The organism is Burkholderia metallica, from assembly GCF_001718555.1.
Lineage (GTDB): Bacteria > Pseudomonadota > Gammaproteobacteria > Burkholderiales > Burkholderiaceae > Burkholderia > Burkholderia metallica.
Genome location: NZ_CP013401.1, coordinates 2553670 through 2577138 on the forward strand (window position 1 = coordinate 2553670; position 23469 = coordinate 2577138).

Here is a 23469-nt window from a genome sequence, read left to right on the forward strand (position 1 = left end):
CCGTCAAATTCGGTAGATTCAAAGGAAACAAGAAAATGCAAAGCTACGGTATCGCGCACGTCTGGGCGCAAGGTGATTTCGTCACGCGCGCCATTGCGATCACGCTGCTCGTGATGTCCGTCCTGTCGTGGATCGTGATCGTCATCAAGGGCTGGAACGTGATCCGCCTGAACCGCCTGACGAAGAACGCCGAACAGGCGTTCTGGCATTCGGACAACTTCGACGACGGCATCAAGAAGCTCGGGCTCGCCGCATCGACGCCGAACGACAACCCGTTCCTCGCGCTCGCGCTGTCGGGCAAGGAAGCCGCCGATCACCACCATCAGACGCAGCCGCACCTGCACGACCGCATGGACGTGTCCGACTGGGTCACGCGCTGCCTGAAGGACACGATGGACGAAGGCATCTCGCGCATGCAGAGCGGCCTCGCGATCCTCGCGTCGGTCGGCAGCACGGCGCCGTTCGTCGGCCTGTTCGGTACCGTGTGGGGGATCTACCACGCACTGCTCGCGATCGGTGCAACCGGCCAGACGTCGATCGACCAGGTCGCGGGCCCGGTCGGCGAATCGCTGATCATGACGGCCTTCGGCCTGTTCGTCGCGATCCCGGCCGTGCTCGGCTACAACGCGCTGACCCGTGCGAACAAGGGTGTCGTCAGCAAGCTGCGCCGTTTCGCGCACGGCCTGCATGCCTACTTCGTGACGGGCGCAAGCCTCGCGTCGTCGTCGACGCGCGACGGCCTGCGTCTCGCGACGCGCGCCAGCTGAGACGAGGTGAACCATGGCCATGAACACCGGTTTCAGCGACGATGACGACGATGCAGTGATGAGCGAGATCAACATGACGCCGCTCGTCGACGTCATGCTCGTACTCCTGATCATTTTCCTCGTGACGATCCCGGCGATGCAGCATGCGGTGAAGATCGACCTGCCGCACGCCAGCAGTCAGCCCGTCGACGAAAAGCCGCAGACGGTCGACGTCGCGATCCAGGGCGACGGCACGATCCTGTGGGACGACCACACGGTCACGCGCGAACAACTGCAGGCACGCATCGCGGAAGCCGCGAAACGCACGCCGCAGCCGGAGTTGCACCTGCGCGCGGACCGCAAGGTTGCCTACGAGCACGTCGCGGAAGTAATGTCGGATGCGCAGGCAGGCGGCCTCACGAAGCTCGGCTTCGTGACGGAACCGGCCGCGAAAGCGAAGTAACGAACGCGATCCGACGCGCAGGCCGCACCTGCGGCCCCATGCAAAGTAAAAGGCCTTCATCGCCAGATGAAGGCCTTTTTTCATGCGCACGCGGGCGCCTTCGGGCGGCGGGCTCTTTGGCGGTATCGGTTGCGCCTCGAGCAACGCAAATGCGACTCTGCCGTGGTCTGCACGGACTGCGCGTTCTGCCCTATCTGGCTCACAATATATGCGGCCACCTGATTTCGCTCAGAACTTCCTTCACGAAATGGGATTTCAATATAGGCCCGCCCGCGCACGCATTCAAGGTTCCGGCGATTGAAACTTGCGATTGCAGGCGACGCTTCAATGACAAAACAAATTTGCCTCGTCGCGTGCGACGTGTTCAGGTCGCCGAAGCATCGGCCGCCGCTTCCTTCTTCGCACGCTCCGGGCAACCCGGCTCCTTGTACGCGCCGTGATCGAGCTTCTCGACCAGATAGTCGACGAACGCACGCACCGCAGGCGGCATGCCCTGCCGCGACACGAACACCGCATACAGTTGCGGCACCGGCAGCGTCCAGCCCGGCATCACGGGCGACAGTTGCCCCGCGCGCAGCGCGTTGCCATACATCATCTCCGGCAGTGCCGCGATGCCGAGGCCATCGAGCACGGCTTCGCGGATCGTCATCAGGTCGGCCGTCACGAGCCGCGGGTCGTGTTCGTGCACGTGCCGCGTACCGTCCGGCGCGATCAGGTTGAACACGTGCCGCCCGTCGACGCTCGGCGTATCGAGCGTTTCGAATCCGCTCAGGTCGTCCGGTACCAGCGGCGGCGCATTCTGGCTCAGCAGGCTCGGCGCCCCGACCAGCAACTGCTCGGTGCGCCACAGCGGCCGCACGACGATGTTCGCATTCTGCGGCGGCTCCGAGCGCACGCGCAGCGCCACGTCGACCGAATCCTCGAACAGGTCGATCACGCGATTCGTCACGCGCACGTGCACCTTCACCTCGGGGTAGCGGCGCAGGAATTCGGGCAGGATGCGCGACAGCATCGTCTGCGATAGCGTGACGGGCACGCTGACGCGCACCGAGCCGCGCGGCGACGAACGCAACTGCTGGACCGCGTTCATCGCCGCCTGCGCTTCGGCCAGCATCGCCTGGCAATGCTGGTAGAACAGTTCCCCTGCCTCGGTCAGCGCGAGCTTGCGTGTGGAGCGCTGCAGCAGGCGCACGCCGAGCGCCGCCTCGAGTTCGGTCAGGCGCCGCGACAGGCGCGATTTCGAGATGCCCAGCACGCGCTCTGCGGCCGAGAAACCGCCATGTTCGACGACCTGCGAAAAGTACATGAGGTCGTTCAGGTTATGTGCATCGATATTCATCTCATCGTTCCAATTTCAGAACAATCCATTGCGAACCGTCGCGAATCGAGCGGTAAAACGCCCAATATAATAGCGCCATGTTTCAAAAATAACGCTATTCCGTTCATTTCGAGGGTATCCGCATGACGACCGCTCGCTCGCTTGACCGCACGTATCCCGCCCTTCGTACCACCGAAGGCGGCGGCTTCGTGGTTCATCGCCCGTTCCCGACGCGGCTGCTGATGGATTTCGATCCATTCCTGCTGCTCGATGAAATGGGCCCCGTCGACTACGCGCCCGGCGAAGCCAAGGGCGCCCCCGACCACCCGCATCGCGGTTTCGAGACCGTGACCTACGCACTCGACGGACGCTTTCGCCATCGCGACTCGTCCGGCCATGCCGGCACGCTCGGCCCGGGCGACGTGCAATGGATGACGGCGGGCGCCGGCGTCGTGCACAGCGAGATGCCGGATCCGGAATTCGCGCGCACGGGCGGCCGCTCTCATGGCTTCCAGCTGTGGGTCAACCTGCCGCGCCGCGACAAGCTGATCGCGCCGCGCTACCAGGAGATCCCGTCCGACCGCATTCCGACCGCGACGTCGCCGGACGGCCGCGCGCGCGTACGCGTCATCGCCGGGGAAGCATTCGGCGTCCGGGCGGCGATCGAGACGCGCACGCCGATCCTCTATCAGCATTTCACGCTGCAGCCGGGTGCAACGGTCACGCAGAGCGTGCCGGCCGGCTATCGCGTGTTCGCCTATCCGATCGACGGAACGGGCCTCTACGGGCCCGACAGGCAGGCGGTGGATGCACGGCACATGGTCGTGTACTGCGACGACGGCGATACGGTCGCGTTCGCCGCCGGCGACGCGCCGCTCGACCTGCTGCTGATCGGTGGCGTTCCGCTCAACGAGCCGATCGTCCGCTACGGCCCGTTCGTGATGAATACCGAGGAAGAGATCCGGCAGGCGGTCGTGGACTACCAGACCGGTCGCATGGGCTGCATCGAAGCATGACGCACGGACGGGCGCGCACGTGCCGCGAAACCGCCCGTTTTGCGTCACAATAACTTCTTGAACCACGTGGCCGCTCGCCATCAGAAGGAACCCGTCCCCTTGAACTTCGAACACCTGATCCAGATCAACTCCGACGATCCGGCCGTGCCGCCCCTCACCCGCGACCAGCTCTGGGAAGGTCTCGTGTTGCGTGCCGAACAGCCGCAACTGTTCGTGCTCGGTCTCGACAGTTGCGTCGTCCTCGAGCGCACGGATACGACGCTCGAGCGTGAGCTGCACTACGGTCACGCGACCGTGCGCGATCACGTCACGTTCACACCGAACCAGCAGGTCCGCTACGACATCCGCGCCGCCGACGGCGAGATCGGCGGCTCGCTGACGATGACGATCGAAGAACGCGACGATCACGCGCTGTTCCTGCGTTTCGAATACCAGACGACGCTCGTCGTCACGGACGACAGCGAAGACGCGCGCCAGACACACGGGATCGTCAAGGAGGCGTACCGCACGTCGGACATCGATACCGTCCGCCTGATCCGCGAGTACGCGCAGGGCCGCAAAGACCCCGATCCGCTGCACTGATCCCCGGCGGCCTGCGGGCCGCCCCTTTGACTCAAGCTATCAAGTTCGACACTTCGATCGATAAAGAGTTTTTGTAAATGGGAATAGTTATCATTTAGAATTCATTCCATCGTATCGACAGTCACCGATCAAACCGAATGACCGACACCATGCGCCCGACCACGCTGACCCTGCGCCGCACGACCGGCACCGCGGCCAGCAGCCGCCAGAAGACGGCAGCGGTCACCACGCCGGCGAAACCTGCCGGCAACCGCGATGCAGGCACGCGGGTCGTCAATAGCGACTCGCTGTTGCAAGGCCAGAGCCATATCAGCATCGCGCATAACGGAGAGACTTATCAGTTGCGCGCCACGCGGCTCGGCAAGCTGATCCTGACGAAGTAACGACAGCGTATTGTGGGGACCACCTCCCTGAGAGGTGTTGGGCAGTAGCCAGCGTAACGGCGTGCACGCGAGATCTAGACCCCTTCGTGCAACACACTCAAGCAGCCGTTGCAGCAAGCCAAGCCACTTTTTTTGGTTCTCGCACAAGGTAGAAAAAAAGCGGCACGTCGATGGACGTGCCGCTTTTTGTTTGGGCGGCCCATTCGTCAAGCGCGCCGCCCGGGTTCGTTACCGCGTCGATACATGATCGTCGGTGCGGCCCGCAAGCCGCATCAGAAACGTCAGAAACCCCAGAACATCAACCACCATGCGCTGTCGACGACGGCAAGCCCGACGGCGAACCACGCGAATGCCGCGATCCGGCGCGGCCACGCCGCATAGCGCCCCGTCACTTTCCACGCGAGCCACGCACTCCATGCGTTGGCGCCGACCAGGATCGCGATGCGCACGTCGGTCGCCCAGCCGAGCGGGACATGTTCGGCGCGCAGCAGCGACAGCGTCGTGGCCGACAGCCCGAGGAACACGCCGGCACCCGCGATCGGGATCAGCGCCTGCGCGAGATGATGCAGCCGCACGCGATCGAAGCGGCCGAGCATCAGCGTGGCGCCCGCCAGCAGCACCAGCAACGCGGTGCCGTACACGAGCCCCGTCCCGACGATGTAGCTGACGACCAGCCCGCCATCGAGCCAGGAGAACACGTCGTTGCGATCCGGATAGTGCGTGAGCAGGAACCACGGCGCATTGGTCTCGAGCGGCCACGTGATGTCGTGGTCGATCAACCAGCCCGCGAGCCATTGCTTGATTTGCACGAACCACGGACTGACGGTCCAGTGGAACGCGCCGATCGCGACGCCAAGCAAGCCGTACAGGATCAGCGCGGTATCCCACGGGTTCGCCTGCTGCGCACCGAGGTTCACGACTTCGTCGGACGGCGAGCGCAGCGACAGCGAGATCGCATCGCGATGCCCGCTGCAGCGGCCGCACATGTGGCAGTCCGCCGCGCCCTTCATGTTGCGCAACGGCACGAGCGGCGCGCAGTTGATCGGAATCACGCGATGGCCATGCTCGCCGTTCTTGTACGAACGGCGCCATGCGTCCTCGTCGACCTTGTAGCGCATCGGCGCGAGCCGCGCGAGCAGCCCGAACACGCCGTTGACCGGGCACAGGTACTTGCACCACACGCGCTTCTCGCGGCCGTACAGCACGCCGATCACGATCGCACCGACGGTCGAGCCGCCGAGCACGAACAGCACCGCGAGCGGGTACTGGTACACGCTCACCATCTGCCCGTAGATCGTCGTGAGCCCGAATGCGACGAACGGCCAGCCGCCCCACCGCATCCAGCGCGGGATCGCCCCCCCGCGGCCGAACTTGCTCGCGAATTCGGTGAGCGCACCTTCCGGGCACAGCACCCCGCACCAGACCCGGCCGAGCATCACCATCGACAGCAGTACGAACGGCCACCAGATGCCCCAGAACGCGAACTGGGCGATGAGCGTGAGGTTGTTCCACAGATGCGCGGAATCGTCCGGCAGCGGCAATACTGCCGGCACGATGATCAGGAACGCGTAGACCGCGACGACGATCCACTGGATCCCGCGGATCAGCGCACCGTGGCGCTGCATCCACTGCCCGGCCTGTGCAAGCCGGCCCGGCTTGGCTGCGGCGACGACGCTCATGCCGCGCGGCCCGCGGCAACGGCCGGACGACGGCTCGCGCGCTTCATCAACAGCCAGACCACCGCCCAGTACACCGCATAGGCAACCAGGTTGGTCAGTGCGGGGTGCGCGCGATAGCCGGTCAGCGTCGCGACGAGCGAGCCGAACGTACCCGAGTCATCGAGGATCGCCGACGTATCCCACACCTGTGAGATGCCAAGCGGCAGGATTTCCTTGTCGATCAGCTTGTCGACGCCGGTCTGGAACAGGCCCGCGCCGAGGAACAGCAGCATCACTTCGGTGACGCGGAAGAAATGCCGCCACGAGAAATACTTGCCGCCGAGCTGCAGCAGATAGAACGTGAAAAACGCCAGGCCGAGGCCGATCACGACCGCGAGCATCTGGCTGCCGTCGACGTGGCCCGACTGGCCGAAACCGAGGCCGTACAGGAAGATCACCGTCTCGCTGCCTTCGCGCGCGATCGCGAGCGCGACCAGCACCGCGACGCCCCACCAGTTCGAATCGCGCGTGCTCTGCTGCAGCGATTGCTCCATGTCGCGCTTCAGCGTGCGGCCGTGCCGGCGCATCCACAGCACCATCTGCACGATCAGCACGCATGCGATCAGCACCATGGCGGTCTGGAAGTAGTCCTGCGCGTCGCCGGACAGCACTTCGGTGAAACCCACGAGCGCGGCACCGAGGCCGACGGCCATCAGCAGGCCGACGCCGACGCCGGCCCAGAGAAACGGCAGGCCGCGGCGCGCGTCGTCGTCGCCGTTTTTCAGCCATGCATAGAGAATGCCGACGACGAGCAGCGCTTCGACGCTCTCCCGCCAGACGATGAACAAGATCTGACCCATCGATACCTCCGGACGCGCGGGGCAAGGGGCTTGTGCGCCCGCGCGCAGATAAAACGCGTTACTTCGCGACGATCACGCCCTGTGCCTGCTGGTGGAAATCGTCGAAAAACTTGTACTCGCCCGGCGACAGCGGGGCGACGACCACGAACGAATCGGCGCCCGGTGCGAGCACCTTCTCCTTGCGCAGCTGCACGCTCTCGAATTCGGCGGCACCCTTGCCGGTGTTCTTGATCTCGATCTTGAAACGCTGGCCGGCCGGCACTTCGATGCGGGCGGGATTCAGCTTGCCGTCCGTCATCTCGAGCTTGAACGTCGGCAGATCGGCAGCGTACGCCGCGCCGGCAAGCCACAGCGCAGCGGCTGCGGCAACGATTTTCTGGGGAATTTGCATTCTGGATTCTCTACGCCGACGGCGCGCCGAAGCGCGCCGTCCGTCATGCCACCGATCAGTACCCGCCCTTCTTGCCGATACCGGCGAACGGGAAGTCGTATTCGAGCGTGATGGGCTTGAACCACGGGCCCACGCCCGTTTCCTTGTCGACGTGGCGGCCGAACGCCATGTGGCCCGACTGCATCGGCGGCTTGACGGTCATCGTCAGGTGGTACTTGCCCGGGCCGGCCAGCTTCACGTTGTCGCCGTAGTGCGGGCCGTCGCTCGCGACCATGCCCATCAGGTCGCCTTCAGCCTTCCACTTCGTATCGCCCTGCTTCGTCAGCTTGTACGTGACCTGCAGGTACGGCATCCAGTCGCCTTCAGCGAAACCCGTCGGGTTGTTCTTGACCGCATGGATATCGGCCTCGAGGTGGATGTCGGAATCCGACGCCTTGCGCATCATCCCTTCCGGGTCCATCGTGATCGGCTGCAGGTACACCGCGCCGATTTCCATGCCGCCCTGGATCTGCTGCTTGCCGATCGGATACTCGGCAGCCGAGGCCGACATCGCGGCGAGCGCCGCCGCTACCGCAACCGTCGTGCGGATGAACGAAGAACCCAACATGGACACTCCTTGTTATTTGTCTGACTATCTTGACGACATGCGGACCGCCGCCGGGGCCGCCCGCTGGAAACACTAACGCGACGAAGAACGTTAATGCGAACTATTCTCAATAATTGCGAAGTTTAGCACCGAACCTGTCTCGGAACAAACGAAGACCCGTGTAAACCCCTGATCCGACAAGGCTTACAGGCTCGTTACCAATCGATTTCTGTGACGTTTGGAAAGATTTACCGGCCGCCGCTGATGTGGTCGCCGACATTCGCGCCGAACACGCGCTCGCGCAATACCGCAAGCTGGTCGCGGGTCGCGGCGGCCTTCTCGAATTCGAGGTTCTTCGCGTAGTCGGCCATCTGCTTCTCGAGGCGCTTGATTTCCTTCGCGAGTTGTTTTTCCGACATGTCCTCGAATTTCGCGCGCGCCTGCGCTTCCTTCAGCTCCGCGCGCGCCTCGTCGGCGTTGTAGACGCCGTCGATGATGTCCTTGATCCGCTTCACCACGCCGCGCGGCGTGATGCCCATCTGCTCGTTGTAGGCGATCTGCTTCGCGCGGCGCCGCTCGGTCTCGCCGATCGCGCGCTTCATCGACTCGGTCATGTTGTCCGCGTAGAGGATCGCCTTGCCGTTCACGTTCCGCGCGGCACGGCCGATCGTCTGGATCAGCGAGCGCTCCGCGCGCAGGAAGCCTTCCTTGTCCGCGTCGAGGATCGCGACGAGCGACACCTCGGGAATGTCGAGCCCTTCGCGCAGCAGGTTGATCCCGACCAGCACGTCGAACGTGCCGAGCCGCAGGTCGCGGATGATCTCGACGCGCTCGACCGTGTCGATGTCGCTGTGCAGGTAACGCACCTTGACACCGTGATCGGCGAGAAACTCCGTGAGCTGCTCGGCCATGCGTTTGGTCAGCACGGTGATCAGCACGCGCTCCTCGGCCTTCACGCGCGCGTTGATCTCGGCCAGCACGTCGTCGACCTGCGAGCTCGCCGGCCGGACTTCGATTTCCGGGTCGACGAGCCCCGTCGGCCGCACGACCTGTTCGGCGATCTGCCCCGTCACGCGCTTCTCGTAGTCGGCCGGCGTGGCCGACACGAACACGACCTGGCGCATCTTGCGCTCGAACTCGGGGAACTTCAGCGGCCGGTTGTCGAGCGCCGACGGCAGCCGGAACCCGTAATTGACGAGGTTTTCCTTGCGCGCGCGGTCGCCGTTGTACATGCCGTTCAACTGGCCGATCAGTACGTGCGATTCGTCGAGCAGCATCAGCGCATCGGGCGGCAGGTAGTCGACGAGCGTCGGCGGCGGATCGCCGGGCGCGGCGCCCGAGAAATGCCGCGAGTAGTTCTCGATGCCCTTGCAGAAGCCGAGCTCCTGCAGCATTTCGAGATCGAAGCGCGTGCGCTGCTCGAGGCGCTGCGCCTCGACGAGCTTGCCGTTGCTGTGAAAGAACTCGAGCCGCTCGCGCAGTTCGTCCTTGATCGTTTCGACCGCGCGCATCACGGTGTCGCGCGGCGTCACGTAGTGCGACGACGGATACACGGTGAAGCGCGGAATCTTCTGCCGCACGCGCCCCGTCAGCGGGTCGAACAGGTGCAGCGTCTCCACTTCGTCGTCGAACAGCTCGACACGCACGGCCATTTCCGCGTGTTCGGCCGGGAAGATGTCGATCGTGTCGCCGCGCACGCGGAACGTGCCACGTTGGAAATCCTGCTCGTTGCGCGTGTACTGCATCGCGATCAGCCGCGCGATCACGTCACGCTGGCCGAGCTTGTCGCCGGTGCGCAGCGTCAGGATCATCTGGTGGTATTCGGACGGGTTGCCGATACCGTAGATCGCCGAGACCGTCGCGACGATCACGACGTCGCGGCGCTCCATCAGGCTCTTCGTCGCCGACAGCCGCATCTGCTCGATGTGCTCGTTGATCGACGAGTCCTTCTCGATGAACAGGTCGCGCTGCGGCACGTACGCTTCCGGCTGGTAGTAGTCGTAGTACGAGACGAAATACTCGACCGCGTTGCGCGGAAAGAACTCGCGGAACTCTGCATAAAGCTGGGCCGCGAGCGTCTTGTTCGGCGCGAACACGATGGCCGGGCGGCCGAGCCGCGCGATCGTGTTCGCCATCGTGAAGGTCTTGCCCGAGCCCGTTACGCCGAGCAGCGTCTGAAACGACAGGCCGTCCTCGACCCCTTCGACGAGCGTGTCGATGGCGGTCGGCTGGTCGCCTGCGGGTGGATACGGCTGGTAGAGCTGGAACGGCGACCCTTCGAAGGTCACGAATTTCGATTCGTCGAGCGCGTCGCCGGTTTCGGCGTGATGTTCGGACATGGAATGCGGCCGGAGCGAGGGCAAAGAAAGCATTCTAGCGCTTCGCGGCGTCGCGAACTGCTGTCGGCTCCTGACGCGCGGCGGCCGTCCGCGATCGCGGTTCCCGGCCCAATTTCGCCGCCGAAACGCCGCCCCGGCCAGCGCGAATTCGCTACAATGTCAGGCTGCTGCGCTTTCCGGTGTCGTGCCTGCCCGCGCGCGGCGCGCTCCGCGCCCGCCCCGCCCGTTGAAAGCCTGACCCTCTTTTCACTACTGCCGAATCATCATGTCGCTCTTCTCCGCTGTCCAGCTTGCTCCCCGCGACCCGATCCTGGGCCTGAACGAAGCCTTCAACGCCGATGCGCGTCCGACCAAGGTCAACCTCGGCGTCGGTGTGTACACGAACGAAGAAGGCAAGATTCCGCTGCTGCGCGCGGTTCGCGAAGCGGAGAAGGCGCGTGTCGAGGCCGGCCTGCCGCGCGGCTACCTGCCGATCGACGGGATCGCCGCTTACGATGCGGCCGTGCAGAAGCTGCTGCTCGGCAACGACTCGCCGCTGATCGCGGCAGGTCGCGTGGTCACGGCCCAGGCGCTGGGCGGCACGGGCGCGCTGAAGATCGGCGCCGATTTCCTGCGCACCGTGAACCCGAACGTGAAGGTCGCGATCAGCGATCCGAGCTGGGAAAACCACCGCGCGCTGTTCGAAGCAGCCGGCTTCGAAGTCGTTGCCTACCCGTACTACGACGCCGCCACCAACGGCGTGAACTTCGAAGGCATGCTGTCGGCGCTGAACGGCTATGCGGCAGGCACGGTCGTCGTGCTGCACGCGTGCTGCCACAACCCCACCGGCGTGGACCTGACCGAAGCCCAATGGCAACAGGTCGTCGACGTCGTGAAGGCGCGCAACCTCGTGCCGTTCCTCGACATGGCCTACCAGGGCTTCGGCGAGAACATCGAGGCCGATGCCGCCGCCGTGCGCCTGTTCGCCGCGGCCGACCTGAACGCATTCGTGTCGTCGTCGTTCTCGAAGTCGTTCTCGCTGTACGGCGAGCGCGTCGGCGCACTGTCGATCATCACGTCGAGCAAGGAAGAAGCGACGCGCGTGCTGTCGCAACTGAAGCGCGTGATCCGCACGAACTACTCGAACCCGCCGACCCATGGCGGCGCCGTGGTCGCGGCAGTGCTCGCGTCGCCGGAACTGCACGCTGCGTGGGTGCAGGAACTGGGCGAAATGCGCGATCGCATCCGCGCGATGCGCAACGGTCTCGTCGAGCGCCTGAAGGCAAGCGGCGTCGATCGCGACTTCAGCTTCATCAACGCACAACGCGGGATGTTCTCGTATTCGGGCCTGACCTCGGCGCAAGTCGACCGCCTGCGCGACGAGTTCGGCATCTACGCGGTCGGCACGGGCCGGATCTGCGTCGCCGCGCTGAACACGCGCAACCTCGACGCAGTCGCCAATGCGGTCGCAGCCGTCCTGAAGTAAAGCGACGCCAGGCAGTCGCCATCACGGCGCTGCCCCTGCCGACATGAAAAACGCGCTCCCCGGAGCGCGTTTTTTTGCCGTTCGGCACAGCGGGCGGCGACACCGCCCGCAGTCGCGTCACTGCATGAACCAGCCGTGGCTGACGACGAACGACTGGCCCGTGAGCGCCGCGCTCGGGAACGCCGACAGGAACAGCACCGTCTGCGCGACGTCCTGCACCGTCGTGAACACGCCGTCCACCGTATTGCCGAGCATCACCTTCTTCACCACTTCCTCTTCGCTGATCCCGAGCTCCTTCGCCTGCTCCGGAATCTGCTTGTCGACCAGCGGCGTGCGCACGAAGCCCGGACACACCACGTGCGAGCGCACGTTGTGCTTCGCGCCTTCCTTCGCCAGCACGCGGGCGAGACCCAGCAGGCCGTGCTTGGCCGTCACGTATGCCGACTTCAGCGGCGACGCTTCGTGCGAGTGCACCGAACCCATGTAGATCACGACGCCGCCGCGATCGTCCTTGTACATGTGCTTGAGCGCGGCCTTGGTCGTCAGGAACGCGCCGTCGACGTGGATCGCCTGCATCTTCTTCCAGTCGGAGAACGAGTAGTTCTCGATCGGGTTGACGATCTGGATGCCCGCGTTCGACACGAGGATGTCGACCGAGCCGAACGTGGCGGCCACCTTGTCGATGCCGCTGTTCACGGCATCCTCGTTGGTCACGTCCATCGCGACGCCGATCGCCTTGCCGCCGGCCTTGACGATCTCGTCGGCGACCGCATTGGCGCCGTCCTGGTTCAGGTCGGCGATCGCGACGGCCGCGCCCGCTTTCGCGAGCTCGAGTGCGATTTCCTTGCCGATGCCGCTCGCGGCACCCGTGACGACTGCGGTCTTGCCGTTCAGATCTGCTGCCATGTCCGTCTCCTCCCGTTGTCGGATCGATAAAACGAGCGCCCGCCGCCTCCGCTGCCATCTCGCGATCGTGGCGGCGGGCCAGCCGCCATTGTGCACGATCGGCCCCGCGGTTCGCGCGCAAAACGTCTAAGCTTAAGGTCGGTTCCGTCACGCAGGAGATTCGCATGCACTATCGACGGCTAGGCCGCTCCGGCCTGCAGATCAGCGCGCTTTCGCTCGGTTCATGGGTGACGTACGGCAATCAGGTCGACCAGCGGGTCGCCCGCGAATGCCTCGCCGCGGCACGCGACGCGGGCGTCAATTTCTTCGACAATGCCGAGGTGTACGCCGGCGGCAAATCCGAGGAAATCATGGGTCACGCGCTCAAGTCGCTCGACTGGCCGCGCGTCAGCTACATCGTGTCCACGAAGTTCTTCTGGGGGCTCGCCGAAGCACCCAACCAGTATCACACGCTGAACCGTAAATACCTGTTGAACGCGATCGACGGCTCGCTGCGCCGGCTGCAGCTCGATTACGTCGATCTCGTCTATTGCCATCGCCCCGATCCGAACACGCCGATCGAGGAAACCGTCTGGGCGATGAGCGACATGATCGTGCGCGGCAAGGCGCTGTACTGGGGCACGTCGGAATGGCGCGCCGACGAAATTCGTGCCGCTTGCGAGATCGCCGAACGGCATCACCTGCACAAGCCGGTCGTCGAGCAGCCGCAGTACAACCTGTTCCACCGTACGCGGGTCGAGCAGGAATATGCGCGGCTCTACGACGACTACGGCCTCGGCCTCACGACCTGGAGCCCGCTGGCATCGGGCCTGCTCACCGGCAAGTACCGTAACGGCGTGCCGCCCGGCAGCCGGGCGCAGTTGCAGGGTTACGACTGGATGCGCGAGCGCCTGACCGATCAGGCCGCCAACGATATCGTCGAACGACTCGGCGAAATCGCAGCCGAGCTCGGCTGCAGCACGGCCCAGCTCGCGATCGCGTGGGTGCTCGCGAATCCGCGGGTGAGTTCGGTCATCACGGGCGCGTCGCGGATCGAGCAGATCGGCGACAACATGCGCGCGCTCGACGTTGCCGCCAAACTGACGCCGGAGGTGAAGCAACGCATCGAGGAGGTGGTCGGCGATGCGTACGAGTAAGGCGATGCGCGGCCACTCGCGTACAATACGCGGCCCGCATCGGCGCCCGACCTGACGGCCGTGCACGATCGACCGCATTCATCGATTCACCTTTCGTTTCAGGCAGCCCGCCATGCTCAGTTATCGTCACGGTTTTCACGCAGGCAACCACGCGGACGTGCTCAAGCACGCCGTCGTCGTCCAGCTGCTGCGCTACCTGAACAAGAAAGACAAGTCGTACTGGTACGTCGACACGCATGCCGGTGCCGGCGTGTACTCGCTGCGCGACGGCTACGCGGCGAAGACGTCGGAATTCGACACCGGCATCGGCCGGCTGTGGAACGAAAAGAATTTGCCGGAAGCGCTGGGCGACTATGTCGACGAAGTCCGCGCACTGAACGACGACGGCGAACTGCGCTTCTACCCCGGTTCCCCGTACATCGCATGGCGATCGATGCGCGAGCAGGACCGCATGCGCCTGTTCGAAATGCACACGACGGAAATCGACGTGCTGCGCCACAATTTCCGCGATGCGGGGCGACGCGCAATGATCTTCGCAGGCGACGGTTTCGAAGGCATCAAGGCGCTGCTGCCTCCGCCGCCGCGCCGCGCGCTCGTGCTGATCGACCCGTCCTATGAGGACAAGAAGGATTACGCGCGCACGGTCACGTGCTTGACGGAGTGTCTGAAGCGTTTCGCGACGGGCTGCTATGCGGTCTGGTACCCGCAGGTGACCCGGACGGAATCGCAGCGTTTTCCCGAGCAGTTGAAGCGCCTGCAACCGAACAACTGGCTGCATCTGACGCTGACGGTGTCGAATCCGCCGACTGACGGGCTGGGTCTCTACGGCAGCGGGATGTTCATCCTGAATCCGCCGTATACGCTCGCGCAGAGCATGAACGAGGCACTGCCCTACCTGGTCGAGAAGCTCGGACAGGACAGCGGCGCCCGCTACCAGATCGAGCACCGCGGCAACTGATCGGGCGACGAGCCCTTACGGCTGAAGTCTCGGCGCGAGCCTCGGCGGGCTGGACGGCTGCCCACCCCACGCGGGGACATTGATATACGGCGCGACGAACAGCGGAACCGACGTGTTCGGCACCTGCCCTGCCGGAGCCCGCATGCCCGCCGGCTCGACGATCGGCTCGGATGACAACGGTGCGGTCTGCAGCACCAGCCCGCCCTTGCCGTCCTGGATACCCCGTTGCGTATCGAGAACCAGCGGTTTGGACGACGTCGCGGCTACGGCCGCGAGTCCATGGACAAGCACCGCCGCGCCCAGAACGAGACGCGCGCGGGCACTACGACGCACATCAAGACGCAAACGCATGATCGTGTCCTTCAAGGTGAAAAGCAGGTCGATACCATAGCGCTGCCCTGATGATTGCGCCAGATCCGGCGCACAAAAAAACAAAGCCCCGTCAATACGGGGCTTGCTTATCGTTCGGTACCACGCGGCACCTGACGGCGACTCCGATTACAGCGAGTAGCCGTTGGTTTCCAGCGAGCGGATGCGGCTTTCGAGCTGGACGATGTCCGACGACGTGGCCAGGTAGGCCTCGCGACGTTCACGTTCTGCGGATTCAAACCAGTTGCTCAGCTTTTCGACGATGTAGGCGATCATGACGTTCTCCAAGGAAGGGGGACCCCTGGTGAATCGGTATTCAGGGATTTCCCGTATAGGGTTATCCCGAATTATAGCGATGCCGCACCAAGATGCTAGTGAAATACTTGCATGGCAACCATTCCCAATCGGAATGACCGAGCGCCGATATCGCGTAAGCCTTTGATTTTTATGGAAATCGAATTGAGGCCTGTTTCGGGCCTCGAGCATACGCACTAATTTGGTTCGCCGACGGGGTCGGACAGGCGCGCCAAAATCGGGCATTCCGGCCGCCCGTCACCATGGCAGTGCGCAGCGAGATTGGCCAGCGTGTCGCGCATGTCGCTCAGTTCGGCGATGCGTTTGTCGAGTTCGGCCACGTGCTCGAGGGCAATCGCCTTCACTTCGGCACTCGCCCGGGAACGGTCTTGCCAGAGCGTCAGCAGCTTGCGGATGTCTTCGACGAGAAAGCCGAGGCGTCGCGCCTGACGGATGAAGCGCAGGATATGGATTTCATCCGCGCCGTAGATCCGGTAGCCGGCGTCGGTACGTTTGCTCGGTGCAAGCAGGCCGACCTGTTCGTAGTACCGGATCATTTTTGCGCTGACCCCGGATTCGCGCGACGCGTCGCCGATATTCATTCCCGCTCTCTCCATCAAGCCCTGATTTCGAACTTGCACGTCGACGCGTGCAATCGCCGATGGCACTTCGATCGTATCAAATCGCCCGGTTTCTCGTTCCGGGTGAGGTTTGACTGCAGAATTGCAGTCGAGTGATCCGGCATATGTGCCGGAGAGACATGATGAATGGGCACCCTTCTCGCTCGCGCATGCATTTCTGCCGCGCAAATGCAAAAACCCCCGCCTTTCGGGCGGGGGTTTCTGGCTTAGGGAGCCTGACGATTACCTACTTTCACACGGGAATCCGCACTATCATCGGCGTAGAGTCGTTTCACGGTCCTGTTCGGGATGGGAAGGGGTGGGACCGACTCGCTATGGTCATCAGGCAAAGAGGGTTGTTCTGCTGGCTTGGCCAACAGAACCAATCTGGGAAGAAGCAGTAATTTTGAGTTGTGTGTATCACACACGAGAATCCAACCAGTCCGACGCGCTGTAATCAGCGCGAGACAGACTTGTTATAGGATCAAGCCTTACGGGCAATTAGTATCAGTTAGCTGAACGCATTACTGCGCTTACACACCTGACCTATCAACGTCCTGGTCTCGAACGACCCTTCAAGGGGATCTAGTCCCCAGGGATATCTCATCTTAAGGCGAGTTTCCCGCTTAGATGCTTTCAGCGGTTATCTCTTCCGAACATAGCTACCCGGCGATGCCACTGGCGTGACAACCGGTACACCAGAGGTTCGTCCACTCCGGTCCTCTCGTACTAGGAGCAGCCCCCTTCAAATATCCAACGCCCACGGCAGATAGGGACCAAACTGTCTCACGACGTTTTAAACCCAGCTCACGTACCTCTTTAAATGGCGAACAGCCATACCCTTGGGACCGGCTACAGCCCCAGGATGAGATGAGCCGACATCGAGGTGCCAAACACCGCCGTCGATATGAACTCTTGGGCGGTATCAGCCTGTTATCCCCAGAGTACCTTTTATCCGTTGAGCGATGGCCCTTCCATACAGAACCACCGGATCACTATGACCTGCTTTCGCACCTGCTCGACTTGTCGGTCTCGCAGTTAAGCACGCTTATGCCATTGCACTATCAGCACGATTTCCGACCGTACCTAGCGTACCTTCGTACTCCTCCGTTACGCTTTGGGAGGAGACCGCCCCAGTCAAACTGCCTACCATGCACTGTCCCCGACCCGGATCACGGGCCAAGGTTAGAACCTCAAACAAACCAGGGTGGTATTTCAAGGACGGCTCCACCGAAACTAGCGTTCCGGTTTCATAGCCTCCCACCTATCCTACACAGATCGGTTCAAAGTCCAATGCAAAGCTACAGTAAAGGTTCATGGGGTCTTTCCGTCTAGCCGCGGGTAGATTGCATCATCACAAACACTTCAACTTCGCTGAGTCTCGGGAGGAGACAGTGTGGCCATCGTTACGCCATTCGTGCAGGTCGGAACTTACCCGACAAGGAATTTCGCTACCTTAGGACCGTTATAGTTACGGCCGCCGTTTACCGGGACTTCAATCAAGAGCTTGCACCCCATCATTTAATCTTCCGGCACCGGGCAGGCGTCACACCCTATACGTCCACTTTCGTGTTTGCAGAGTGCTGTGTTTTTATTAAACAGTCGCAGCCACCAGTTTATTGCAACCCCTTCACCCTCCCAGCGCAGGCTGGTCAAGCTACAAGGGCGTACCTTATCCCGAAGTTACGGTACCAATTTGCCGAGTTCCTTCTCCCGAGTTCTCTCAAGCGCCTTAGAATACTCATCTCGCCCACCTGTGTCGGTTTGCGGTACGGTCATCGTTAGACTGAAGCTTAGAGGCTTTTCTTGGAACCACTTCCAATTGCTTCGCTCCCGAAGGAGCTCGCGCCACACCCTTGAATTACGCACCCGGATTTGCCTAAGTGCCTTCTCCAATGCAGCGACCGGGACTTCCAACACCCGGACAACCTTCCGCGATCCGTCCCCCCATCGCATCTAACAATGGTGCAGGAATATTGACCTGCTTCCCATCAGCTACGCATTTCTGCCTCGCCTTAGGGGCCGACTCACCCTACGCCGATGAACGTTGCGTAGGAAACCTTGGGCTTACGGCGAGGGGGCCTTTCACCCCCTTTATCGCTACTCATGTCAGCATTCGCACTTCCGATACCTCCAGCACCCTTTACAAGGCACCTTCGCAGGCTTACGGAACGCTCTCCTACCATGCGAGCAAAGCTCGCATCCGCAGCTTCGGTATATAGCTTAGCCCCGTTACATCTTCCGCGCAGGACGACTCGATCAGTGAGCTATTACGCTTTCTTTAAAGGGTGGCTGCTTCTAAGCCAACCTCCTGACTGTTTTAGCCTTCCCACTTCGTTTCCCACTTAGCTATATTTGGGGACCTTAGCTGGCGGTCTGGGTTGTTTCCCTCTTGACACCGGACGTTAGCACCCGATGTCTGTCTCCCGTGATTGCACTCTTCGGTATTCGGAGTTTGCTATGGCGGGGTAATCTGCAATAGACCCCCCAACCATGACAGTGCTCTACCCCCGAAGGTGAGACACGAGGCACTACCTAAATAGTTTTCGGAGAGAACCAGCTATTTCCAGGTTTGTTTAGCCTTTCACCCCTATCCACAGCTCATCCCCTAACTTTTCAACGTTAGTGGGTTCGGACCTCCAGTACGTGTTACCGCACCTTCATCCTGGCCATGGATAGATCACCTGGTTTCGGGTCTACGCCCAGCAACTGAACGCCCTATTCGGACTCGCTTTCGCTACGCCTGCCCTATACGGTTAAGCTTGCTACTGAACGTAAGTCGCTGACCCATTATACAAAAGGTACGCCGTCACCCCTTACGAGGCTCCGACTGTTTGTATGCATGCGGTTTCAGGATCTATTTCACTCCCCTCCCGGGGTTCTTTTCGCCTTTCCCTCACGGTACTGGTTCACTATCGGTCGATCACGAGTATTTAGCCTTGGAGGATGGTCCCCCCATCTTCAGACAGGATTTCACGTGTCCCGCCCTACTTGTCGCACACCTAGTTCTTTCATACTGTTTTCGCCTACAGGGCTATCACCTGCTATGGCCGCACTTTCCAGAGCGTTCGGCTAACAATACAAATAAAGAGTGCAAGGCTCATCCCATTTCGCTCGCCACTACTTTGGGAATCTCGGTTGATTTCTTTTCCTGCGGTTACTTAGATGTTTCAGTTCACCGCGTTCGCTTCACATGGCCTATGTATTCAGCCATGGATACTCCAAAAGGAGTGGGTTTCCCCATTCGGACATCTACGGATCAAAGCTCGTTTGCCAGCTCCCCGTAGCTTTTCGCAGGCTACCGCGTCCTTCATCGCCTGTGATCGCCAAGGCATCCACCACATGCACTTGTTCGCTTGACCCTATAACGAGTCTGTCTCTCGACAGCCGCTACAGGTTGAGTTCTCGCGTTGTGCCGTATTCCAAATTGAGTCAAACATAGAGTTCGAATCATCTTGAGATACATCGATACAATCACAACCCGGATAGTTTCCACGTCCATCTCAAGACGCTTCCGCTATCCAAATTACTTACTTCTTCCAGATTGTTAAAGAACGACAGCCGATACGTACTACGTATCACTCTGACTGGCTCAATCGCCAATGCAAAATTCTCGGTTCAATGTCTGAACCAAGCCCTTAGCGTTGGTGATTGGTGGAGGCAGACGGGATCGAACCGACGACCCCCTGCTTGCAAAGCAGGTGCTCTCCCAGCTGAGCTATGCCCCCATGTACAGAGAACTTCAGGGTACTACCGCCAGACAATGGTGGGTCTGGTTGGATTCGAACCAACGACCCCCGCCTTATCAAGACGGTGCTCTAACCGACTGAGCTACAGACCCCTGAGTCTGTCTTTAAATTTACAGCCGATAAGCGTGAGCGCTCAACTTTGCGAGAAGCTCTGGAAAGGAGGTGATCCAGCCGCACCTTCCGATACGGCTACCTTGTTACGACTTCACCCCAGTCATGAATCCTACCGTGGTGACCGTCCTCCTTGCGGTTAGACTAGTCACTTCTGGTAAAACCCACTCCCATGGTGTGACGGGCGGTGTGTACAAGACCCGGGAACGTATTCACCGCGGCATGCTGATCCGCGATTACTAGCGATTCCAGCTTCATGCACTCGAGTTGCAGAGTGCAATCCGGACTACGATCGGTTTTCTGGGATTAGCTCCCCCTCGCGGGTTGGCAACCCTCTGTTCCGACCATTGTATGACGTGTGAAGCCCTACCCATAAGGGCCATGAGGACTTGACGTCATCCCCACCTTCCTCCGGTTTGTCACCGGCAGTCTCCTTAGAGTGCTCTTGCGTAGCAACTAAGGACAAGGGTTGCGCTCGTTGCGGGACTTAACCCAACATCTCACGACACGAGCTGACGACAGCCATGCAGCACCTGTGCGCCGGTTCTCTTTCGAGCACTCCCGCCTCTCAGCAGGATTCCGACCATGTCAAGGGTAGGTAAGGTTTTTCGCGTTGCATCGAATTAATCCACATCATCCACCGCTTGTGCGGGTCCCCGTCAATTCCTTTGAGTTTTAATCTTGCGACCGTACTCCCCAGGCGGTCAACTTCACGCGTTAGCTACGTTACTAAGGAAATGAATCCCCAACAACTAGTTGACATCGTTTAGGGCGTGGACTACCAGGGTATCTAATCCTGTTTGCTCCCCACGCTTTCGTGCATGAGCGTCAGTATTGGCCCAGGGGGCTGCCTTCGCCATCGGTATTCCTCCACATCTCTACGCATTTCACTGCTACACGTGGAATTCTACCCCCCTCTGCCATACTCTAGCCTGCCAGTCACCAATGCAGTTCCCAGGTTGAGCCCGGGGATTTCACATCGGTCTTAGCAAACCGCCTGCGCACGCTTTACGCCCAGTAATTCCGATTAACGCTCGCACCCTACGTATTACCGCGGCTGCTGGCACGTAGTTAGCCGGTGCTTATTCTTCCGGTACCGTCATCCCCCGACTGTATTAGAGCCAAGGATTTCTTTCCGGACAAAAGTGCTTTACAACCCGAAGGCCTTCTTCACACACGCGGCATTGCTGGATCAGGCTTTCGCCCATTGTCCAAAATTCCCCACTGCTGCCTCCCGTAGGAGTCTGGGCCGTGTCTCAGTCCCAGTGTGGCTGGTCGTCCTCTCAGACCAGCTACTGATCGTCGCCTTGGTAGGCCTTTACCCCACCAACTAGCTAATCAGCCATCGGCCAACCCTATAGCGCGAGGCCCGAAGGTCCCCCGCTTTCATCCGTAGATCGTATGCGGTATTAATCCGGCTTTCGCCGGGCTATCCCCCACTACAGGACATGTTCCGATGTATTACTCACCCGTTCGCCACTCGCCACCAGGTGCAAGCACCCGTGCTGCCGTTCGACTTGCATGTGTAAGGCATGCCGCCAGCGTTCAATCTGAGCCAGGATCAAACTCTTCAGTTTAAACCTGTTACTGTTTTCGGTTCGGTTAAGAACCGGTCGCTCACTCAAAGCTGACAGGAATATGAATTGCTTCATAAACCTGACTTACTTTAGTGTGAGACTCTTGATACTTTCGCTATCTGATCCGAAGATCAGCTCGCTTTCATCAAGCGCCCACACTTATCGGCTGTTAATTTTTAAAGAGCATTTCTGCGAGAAACCTGAAGTTTCTCAGCAGCGCTGCGTTTTCAGCAGCAGAGAAGCGAGATTATGAACCGTGTTTCGCAGCGCGTCAACAACTTTTTACATCAGATCGTTGCGACTGCGGGGCTCAACTTCCAGGCCAGCCGTGCGCTCCAGACTCCAGCGCTCCACCCACCCTGCTTCCCTCTTCCGCGCCGCGTTTCCGTTCGCGCGAAAGAGGCGTGATTGTAGGTAGCTCGCGGCATTCGCGCAAGGGGTTGGCGTAACTTTTTCACAAAAGCCGCGATTTGGCCGACCGTCCATGCCTCGGCACGAGACCGCTTATCGCGCAAAGAACGGACTAGAATGTGAGGTTCTTCGCCTCTTTCTATATACGTCTTTAATATGCGCCAGCGAATCGCCAAACGCCTCCCCCCCGATGCCGACAAACTGGTCGGTCTGTCGCTCGCGCTCTTCGCCTCGGGCAGCCGCATCGAGGATCGCTTCTGGGAAGCGAAGCTCGACGCGCTACTCGCGAAGATTGTCCGCAACGGCAACCAGACCACGCTCGACGCCGCGCTCGACCATCTTCAGCAGAATCATCCCGACGCCTATGGCGCGCTCGCCGACATGGCCGAGACGCACAGCGAGTCGATGGTGATCGAGCACGACGGCCAACCGTTCGATGCGCTGCTGGTCGCCGTCCCGGTTCTCGCATGGACGCGCTACATGATCCCGTCGGGCCCGCTCAAGGGAGATGTCGCCGAAGCGCTGCGAACCCACCTGCAGGCTCACGTCCTCGCGAACGGCACCCTCGTCGGGCTTGCCCCGTTCCTCTACAGCATCGACCAGCTGCCGCGACACCACGTCGAAACCTACCGACTGGCCCAGCAACTCGCGCATGCGGCGATCGGCCAGCACACGCCCAAGCTCGGCTTCGGCGACCTGCCCGAAACTTCGCCGATCCTGGCCGACCCGCGCTTTCTGCTCGCCGTCGTCGCCGCCCCCGTCGGCGCACCGCTGTTCCGCTGGCAGGAAGAAGAAAACGGCAGCCGAATCGAACGTGGCCAGTGCCTCGAGCAATGGACGGCCCAGGGCGGTCCGAACCTGTCGATCGCCCTGCCCGGCTGCGAGTTCGAATGCCTGCTTCCGGACGCGTACTACTCGGCCTGCCGGGATGCGGACGAACGCATCCGTCCGCACACGGTAAGAACGGCCATTCGTTATCTTTTCGACACACTTGGTGCGGCACCGCAAGAGCTGCGCGCGGTGGTCGCGGGCTTCGGCGAACGACGTATCGACGAGTACCGTGTCGGCTTCACACGACGCGCCAGCAACGACGTCATTTACGGCGTCGTATGGCCGCTCTACGGCCGCGAAAACGGCGACGTGTCGACCGACAGCGCGACGCTCGAGGGCGAAGCACCGATCGAAGGACCGCTCGAAGAAATCGTGAACTTGCTGAAGGAATGCGGTGTAACCGACGTCCGGCGGCACGCGGGCCGTTTCGAACCCGAATATTGCGATGACTGCGGCGTGCCGCTCTATGCCGATCCGCTCGGCGAAATCGTCCACGCGGAAATGCCGGAAGACGCGTCACCCGCGCAGCCGCACTTCCACTGACCCCCGCACCGCAGGCCCCACGTCCTGCCGGTCCGAAGCCGCTCACGGTTCCCGCCGGAGCGGCTTTTTTCTTGCCCGTCATCCAGCCGCCCGAAATTTCATACTTTTCCTAAGCCTTTCAGACAAGCAGACATCGTGTAAGGTCTTTGTCATTATC

19 protein-coding genes, 2 tRNA genes and 3 rRNA genes are annotated in these 23469 nt (G+C 61.5%); 9 read left to right on the top strand and 15 right to left on the bottom strand.

Annotation, left to right across the window (positions count from 1 at the left end):
• Positions 1 to 35 precede the first annotated feature (35 nt).
• Positions 36 to 767, top strand: coding sequence for a MotA/TolQ/ExbB proton channel family protein (locus WJ16_RS11435; protein ID WP_043188744.1), 732 nt, complete (start codon positions 36 to 38; stop codon positions 765 to 767).
• A gap of 13 nt (positions 768 to 780) precedes the next feature.
• Positions 781 to 1209 (top strand): ExbD/TolR family protein, encoded by a 429-nt coding sequence (locus WJ16_RS11440; protein ID WP_069257151.1) that lies wholly within the window; start codon positions 781 to 783, stop codon positions 1207 to 1209.
• Positions 1210 to 1573: 364 nt separating this feature from the next.
• On the opposite strand, the gene WJ16_RS11445 is transcribed toward WJ16_RS11440, so the two are convergent.
• Entirely contained in the window at positions 1574 to 2548 is a 975-nt protein-coding gene (locus WJ16_RS11445) for a LysR family transcriptional regulator (RefSeq protein WP_069257152.1), read from the bottom strand.
• A gap of 122 nt (positions 2549 to 2670) precedes the next feature.
• On the opposite strand from WJ16_RS11445, the gene WJ16_RS11450 reads away from it, so the two are divergent.
• The 3 genes from WJ16_RS11450 to hemP all read left to right on the top strand — a co-directional run bounded on the left by WJ16_RS11450 (position 2671) and on the right by hemP (position 4508).
• On the top strand, positions 2671 to 3543 hold the full coding sequence (locus tag WJ16_RS11450) for a pirin family protein (RefSeq protein ID WP_069257153.1): 873 nt from the start codon (positions 2671 to 2673) through the stop codon (positions 3541 to 3543).
• A 99-nt stretch (positions 3544 to 3642) separates the two neighbouring features.
• Positions 3643 to 4125 (top strand): SRPBCC family protein, encoded by a 483-nt coding sequence (locus WJ16_RS11455; RefSeq protein ID WP_069257154.1) that lies wholly within the window; start codon positions 3643 to 3645, stop codon positions 4123 to 4125.
• Between the two features lie 137 nt (positions 4126 to 4262).
• Positions 4263 to 4508 carry a hemin uptake protein HemP gene (gene hemP, locus WJ16_RS11460; protein ID WP_069257155.1) on the top strand — a complete coding sequence of 82 codons (246 nt, stop codon included), beginning with the start codon at positions 4263 to 4265 and terminating at the stop codon, positions 4506 to 4508.
• A gap of 281 nt (positions 4509 to 4789) precedes the next feature.
• On the opposite strand, the gene WJ16_RS11465 is transcribed toward hemP, so the two are convergent.
• The 5 genes from WJ16_RS11465 to uvrB form a co-directional block, all read right to left on the bottom strand.
• Positions 4790 to 6187 (bottom strand): 4Fe-4S binding protein, encoded by a 1398-nt coding sequence (locus WJ16_RS11465; protein ID WP_069257156.1) that lies wholly within the window; start codon positions 6185 to 6187, stop codon positions 4790 to 4792.
• Positions 6184 to 7026 carry an FTR1 family iron permease gene (locus WJ16_RS11470; RefSeq protein WP_021163415.1) on the bottom strand — a complete coding sequence of 281 codons (843 nt, stop codon included), beginning with the start codon at positions 7024 to 7026 and terminating at the stop codon, positions 6184 to 6186. Before WJ16_RS11470 ends, WJ16_RS11465 begins: the two co-directional genes overlap by 4 nt.
• Positions 7027 to 7084: 58 nt before the next feature.
• Positions 7085 to 7417, bottom strand: coding sequence for a cupredoxin domain-containing protein (locus tag WJ16_RS11475; RefSeq protein WP_069257157.1), 333 nt, complete (start codon positions 7415 to 7417; stop codon positions 7085 to 7087).
• A 55-nt stretch (positions 7418 to 7472) separates the two neighbouring features.
• Complete coding sequence (locus WJ16_RS11480; protein ID WP_069257158.1) at positions 7473 to 8024, bottom strand: iron transporter; 552 nt, start codon at positions 8022 to 8024, stop codon at positions 7473 to 7475.
• Between the two features lie 227 nt (positions 8025 to 8251).
• On the bottom strand, positions 8252 to 10342 hold the full coding sequence (gene uvrB / locus WJ16_RS11485) for an excinuclease ABC subunit UvrB (protein WP_069257159.1): 2091 nt from the start codon (positions 10340 to 10342) through the stop codon (positions 8252 to 8254).
• 265 nt (positions 10343 to 10607) lie between these two features.
• On the opposite strand from uvrB, the gene WJ16_RS11490 reads away from it, so the two are divergent.
• Positions 10608 to 11807: an amino acid aminotransferase gene (locus WJ16_RS11490; RefSeq protein ID WP_069257160.1), complete on the top strand. Its 1200-nt coding sequence runs from the start codon at positions 10608 to 10610 to the stop codon at positions 11805 to 11807.
• Between the two features lie 117 nt (positions 11808 to 11924).
• On the opposite strand, the gene WJ16_RS11495 is transcribed toward WJ16_RS11490, so the two are convergent.
• On the bottom strand, positions 11925 to 12713 hold the full coding sequence (locus tag WJ16_RS11495) for a 3-hydroxybutyrate dehydrogenase (protein ID WP_069257161.1): 789 nt from the start codon (positions 12711 to 12713) through the stop codon (positions 11925 to 11927).
• Between the two features lie 164 nt (positions 12714 to 12877).
• Here WJ16_RS11495 and WJ16_RS11500 point away from each other — a divergent pair, with 164 nt between their 5' ends.
• Together WJ16_RS11500 and WJ16_RS11505 are read left to right on the top strand one after the other, a co-directional pair.
• Positions 12878 to 13849 carry a potassium channel beta subunit family protein gene (locus tag WJ16_RS11500; protein WP_069257162.1) on the top strand — a complete coding sequence of 324 codons (972 nt, stop codon included), beginning with the start codon at positions 12878 to 12880 and terminating at the stop codon, positions 13847 to 13849.
• A gap of 112 nt (positions 13850 to 13961) precedes the next feature.
• Complete coding sequence (locus tag WJ16_RS11505; protein WP_069257163.1) at positions 13962 to 14807, top strand: 23S rRNA (adenine(2030)-N(6))-methyltransferase RlmJ; 846 nt, start codon at positions 13962 to 13964, stop codon at positions 14805 to 14807.
• A 15-nt stretch (positions 14808 to 14822) separates the two neighbouring features.
• Here the strand turns inward: WJ16_RS11505 and WJ16_RS11510 are convergent, their stop codons facing one another.
• From WJ16_RS11510 to WJ16_RS11540, 8 genes are all read right to left on the bottom strand, one after another.
• A complete protein-coding gene (locus tag WJ16_RS11510) occupies positions 14823 to 15158 on the bottom strand; it encodes a hypothetical protein (RefSeq protein WP_069258037.1) in 336 nt (111 codons plus the stop codon).
• Positions 15159 to 15305: 147 nt separating this feature from the next.
• On the bottom strand, positions 15306 to 15452 hold the full coding sequence (locus WJ16_RS33160) for a DUF3563 family protein (RefSeq protein ID WP_006478295.1): 147 nt from the start codon (positions 15450 to 15452) through the stop codon (positions 15306 to 15308).
• A gap of 215 nt (positions 15453 to 15667) precedes the next feature.
• Entirely contained in the window at positions 15668 to 16072 is a 405-nt protein-coding gene (cueR, locus tag WJ16_RS11515; protein ID WP_069257164.1) for a Cu(I)-responsive transcriptional regulator, read from the bottom strand.
• A gap of 252 nt (positions 16073 to 16324) precedes the next feature.
• Positions 16325 to 16437: ribosomal RNA gene (gene rrf, locus WJ16_RS11520) — 5S ribosomal RNA — on the bottom strand.
• A gap of 133 nt (positions 16438 to 16570) precedes the next feature.
• Positions 16571 to 19452, bottom strand: a 23S ribosomal RNA gene (locus tag WJ16_RS11525).
• Between the two features lie 290 nt (positions 19453 to 19742).
• Positions 19743 to 19818: transfer RNA gene (locus WJ16_RS11530), tRNA-Ala, on the bottom strand.
• 36 nt (positions 19819 to 19854) lie between these two features.
• Positions 19855 to 19931, bottom strand: a tRNA-Ile gene (locus tag WJ16_RS11535).
• Positions 19932 to 19994: 63 nt separating this feature from the next.
• A 16S ribosomal RNA gene (locus tag WJ16_RS11540) occupies positions 19995 to 21527 on the bottom strand.
• The 16S, 23S and 5S rRNA genes sit together here with 2 tRNA genes alongside, the layout of an rRNA operon.
• A gap of 567 nt (positions 21528 to 22094) precedes the next feature.
• Between WJ16_RS11540 and WJ16_RS11545 the strand changes: the two genes are divergently transcribed.
• Positions 22095 to 23312 carry a DUF2863 family protein gene (locus tag WJ16_RS11545; RefSeq protein WP_069257165.1) on the top strand — a complete coding sequence of 406 codons (1218 nt, stop codon included), beginning with the start codon at positions 22095 to 22097 and terminating at the stop codon, positions 23310 to 23312.
• The last annotated feature ends 157 nt before the right edge of the window (positions 23313 to 23469 follow it).

Bases quoted from the DNA above. Each gene is read 5' to 3' on its own strand.
- WJ16_RS11435 (WP_043188744.1), top strand. From the start codon at position 36: ATGCAAAGCTACGGTATCGCGCACGTCTGGGCGCAAGGTGATTTCGTC.
- WJ16_RS11440 (WP_069257151.1), top strand. From the start codon at position 781: ATGGCCATGAACACCGGTTTCAGCGACGATGACGACGATGCAGTGATG.
- WJ16_RS11445 (WP_069257152.1), bottom strand. From the start codon at position 2,548: ATGAATATCGATGCACATAACCTGAACGACCTCATGTACTTTTCGCAG.
- WJ16_RS11450 (WP_069257153.1), top strand. From the start codon at position 2,671: ATGACGACCGCTCGCTCGCTTGACCGCACGTATCCCGCCCTTCGTACC.
- hemP (WP_069257155.1), top strand. From the start codon at position 4,263: ATGACCGACACCATGCGCCCGACCACGCTGACCCTGCGCCGCACGACC.
- WJ16_RS11465 (WP_069257156.1), bottom strand. From the start codon at position 6,187: ATGAGCGTCGTCGCCGCAGCCAAGCCGGGCCGGCTTGCACAGGCCGGG.
- WJ16_RS11470 (WP_021163415.1), bottom strand. From the start codon at position 7,026: ATGGGTCAGATCTTGTTCATCGTCTGGCGGGAGAGCGTCGAAGCGCTG.
- WJ16_RS11475 (WP_069257157.1), bottom strand. From the start codon at position 7,417: ATGCAAATTCCCCAGAAAATCGTTGCCGCAGCCGCTGCGCTGTGGCTT.
- WJ16_RS11480 (WP_069257158.1), bottom strand. From the start codon at position 8,024: ATGTTGGGTTCTTCGTTCATCCGCACGACGGTTGCGGTAGCGGCGGCG.
- uvrB (WP_069257159.1), bottom strand. From the start codon at position 10,342: ATGTCCGAACATCACGCCGAAACCGGCGACGCGCTCGACGAATCGAAA.
- WJ16_RS11490 (WP_069257160.1), top strand. From the start codon at position 10,608: ATGTCGCTCTTCTCCGCTGTCCAGCTTGCTCCCCGCGACCCGATCCTG.
- WJ16_RS11495 (WP_069257161.1), bottom strand. From the start codon at position 12,713: ATGGCAGCAGATCTGAACGGCAAGACCGCAGTCGTCACGGGTGCCGCG.
- WJ16_RS11500 (WP_069257162.1), top strand. From the start codon at position 12,878: ATGCACTATCGACGGCTAGGCCGCTCCGGCCTGCAGATCAGCGCGCTT.
- WJ16_RS11505 (WP_069257163.1), top strand. From the start codon at position 13,962: ATGCTCAGTTATCGTCACGGTTTTCACGCAGGCAACCACGCGGACGTG.
- WJ16_RS11510 (WP_069258037.1), bottom strand. From the start codon at position 15,158: ATGCGTTTGCGTCTTGATGTGCGTCGTAGTGCCCGCGCGCGTCTCGTT.
- WJ16_RS33160 (WP_006478295.1), bottom strand. From the start codon at position 15,452: ATGATCGCCTACATCGTCGAAAAGCTGAGCAACTGGTTTGAATCCGCA.
- cueR (WP_069257164.1), bottom strand. From the start codon at position 16,072: ATGAATATCGGCGACGCGTCGCGCGAATCCGGGGTCAGCGCAAAAATG.
- WJ16_RS11545 (WP_069257165.1), top strand. From the start codon at position 22,095: ATGCGCCAGCGAATCGCCAAACGCCTCCCCCCCGATGCCGACAAACTG.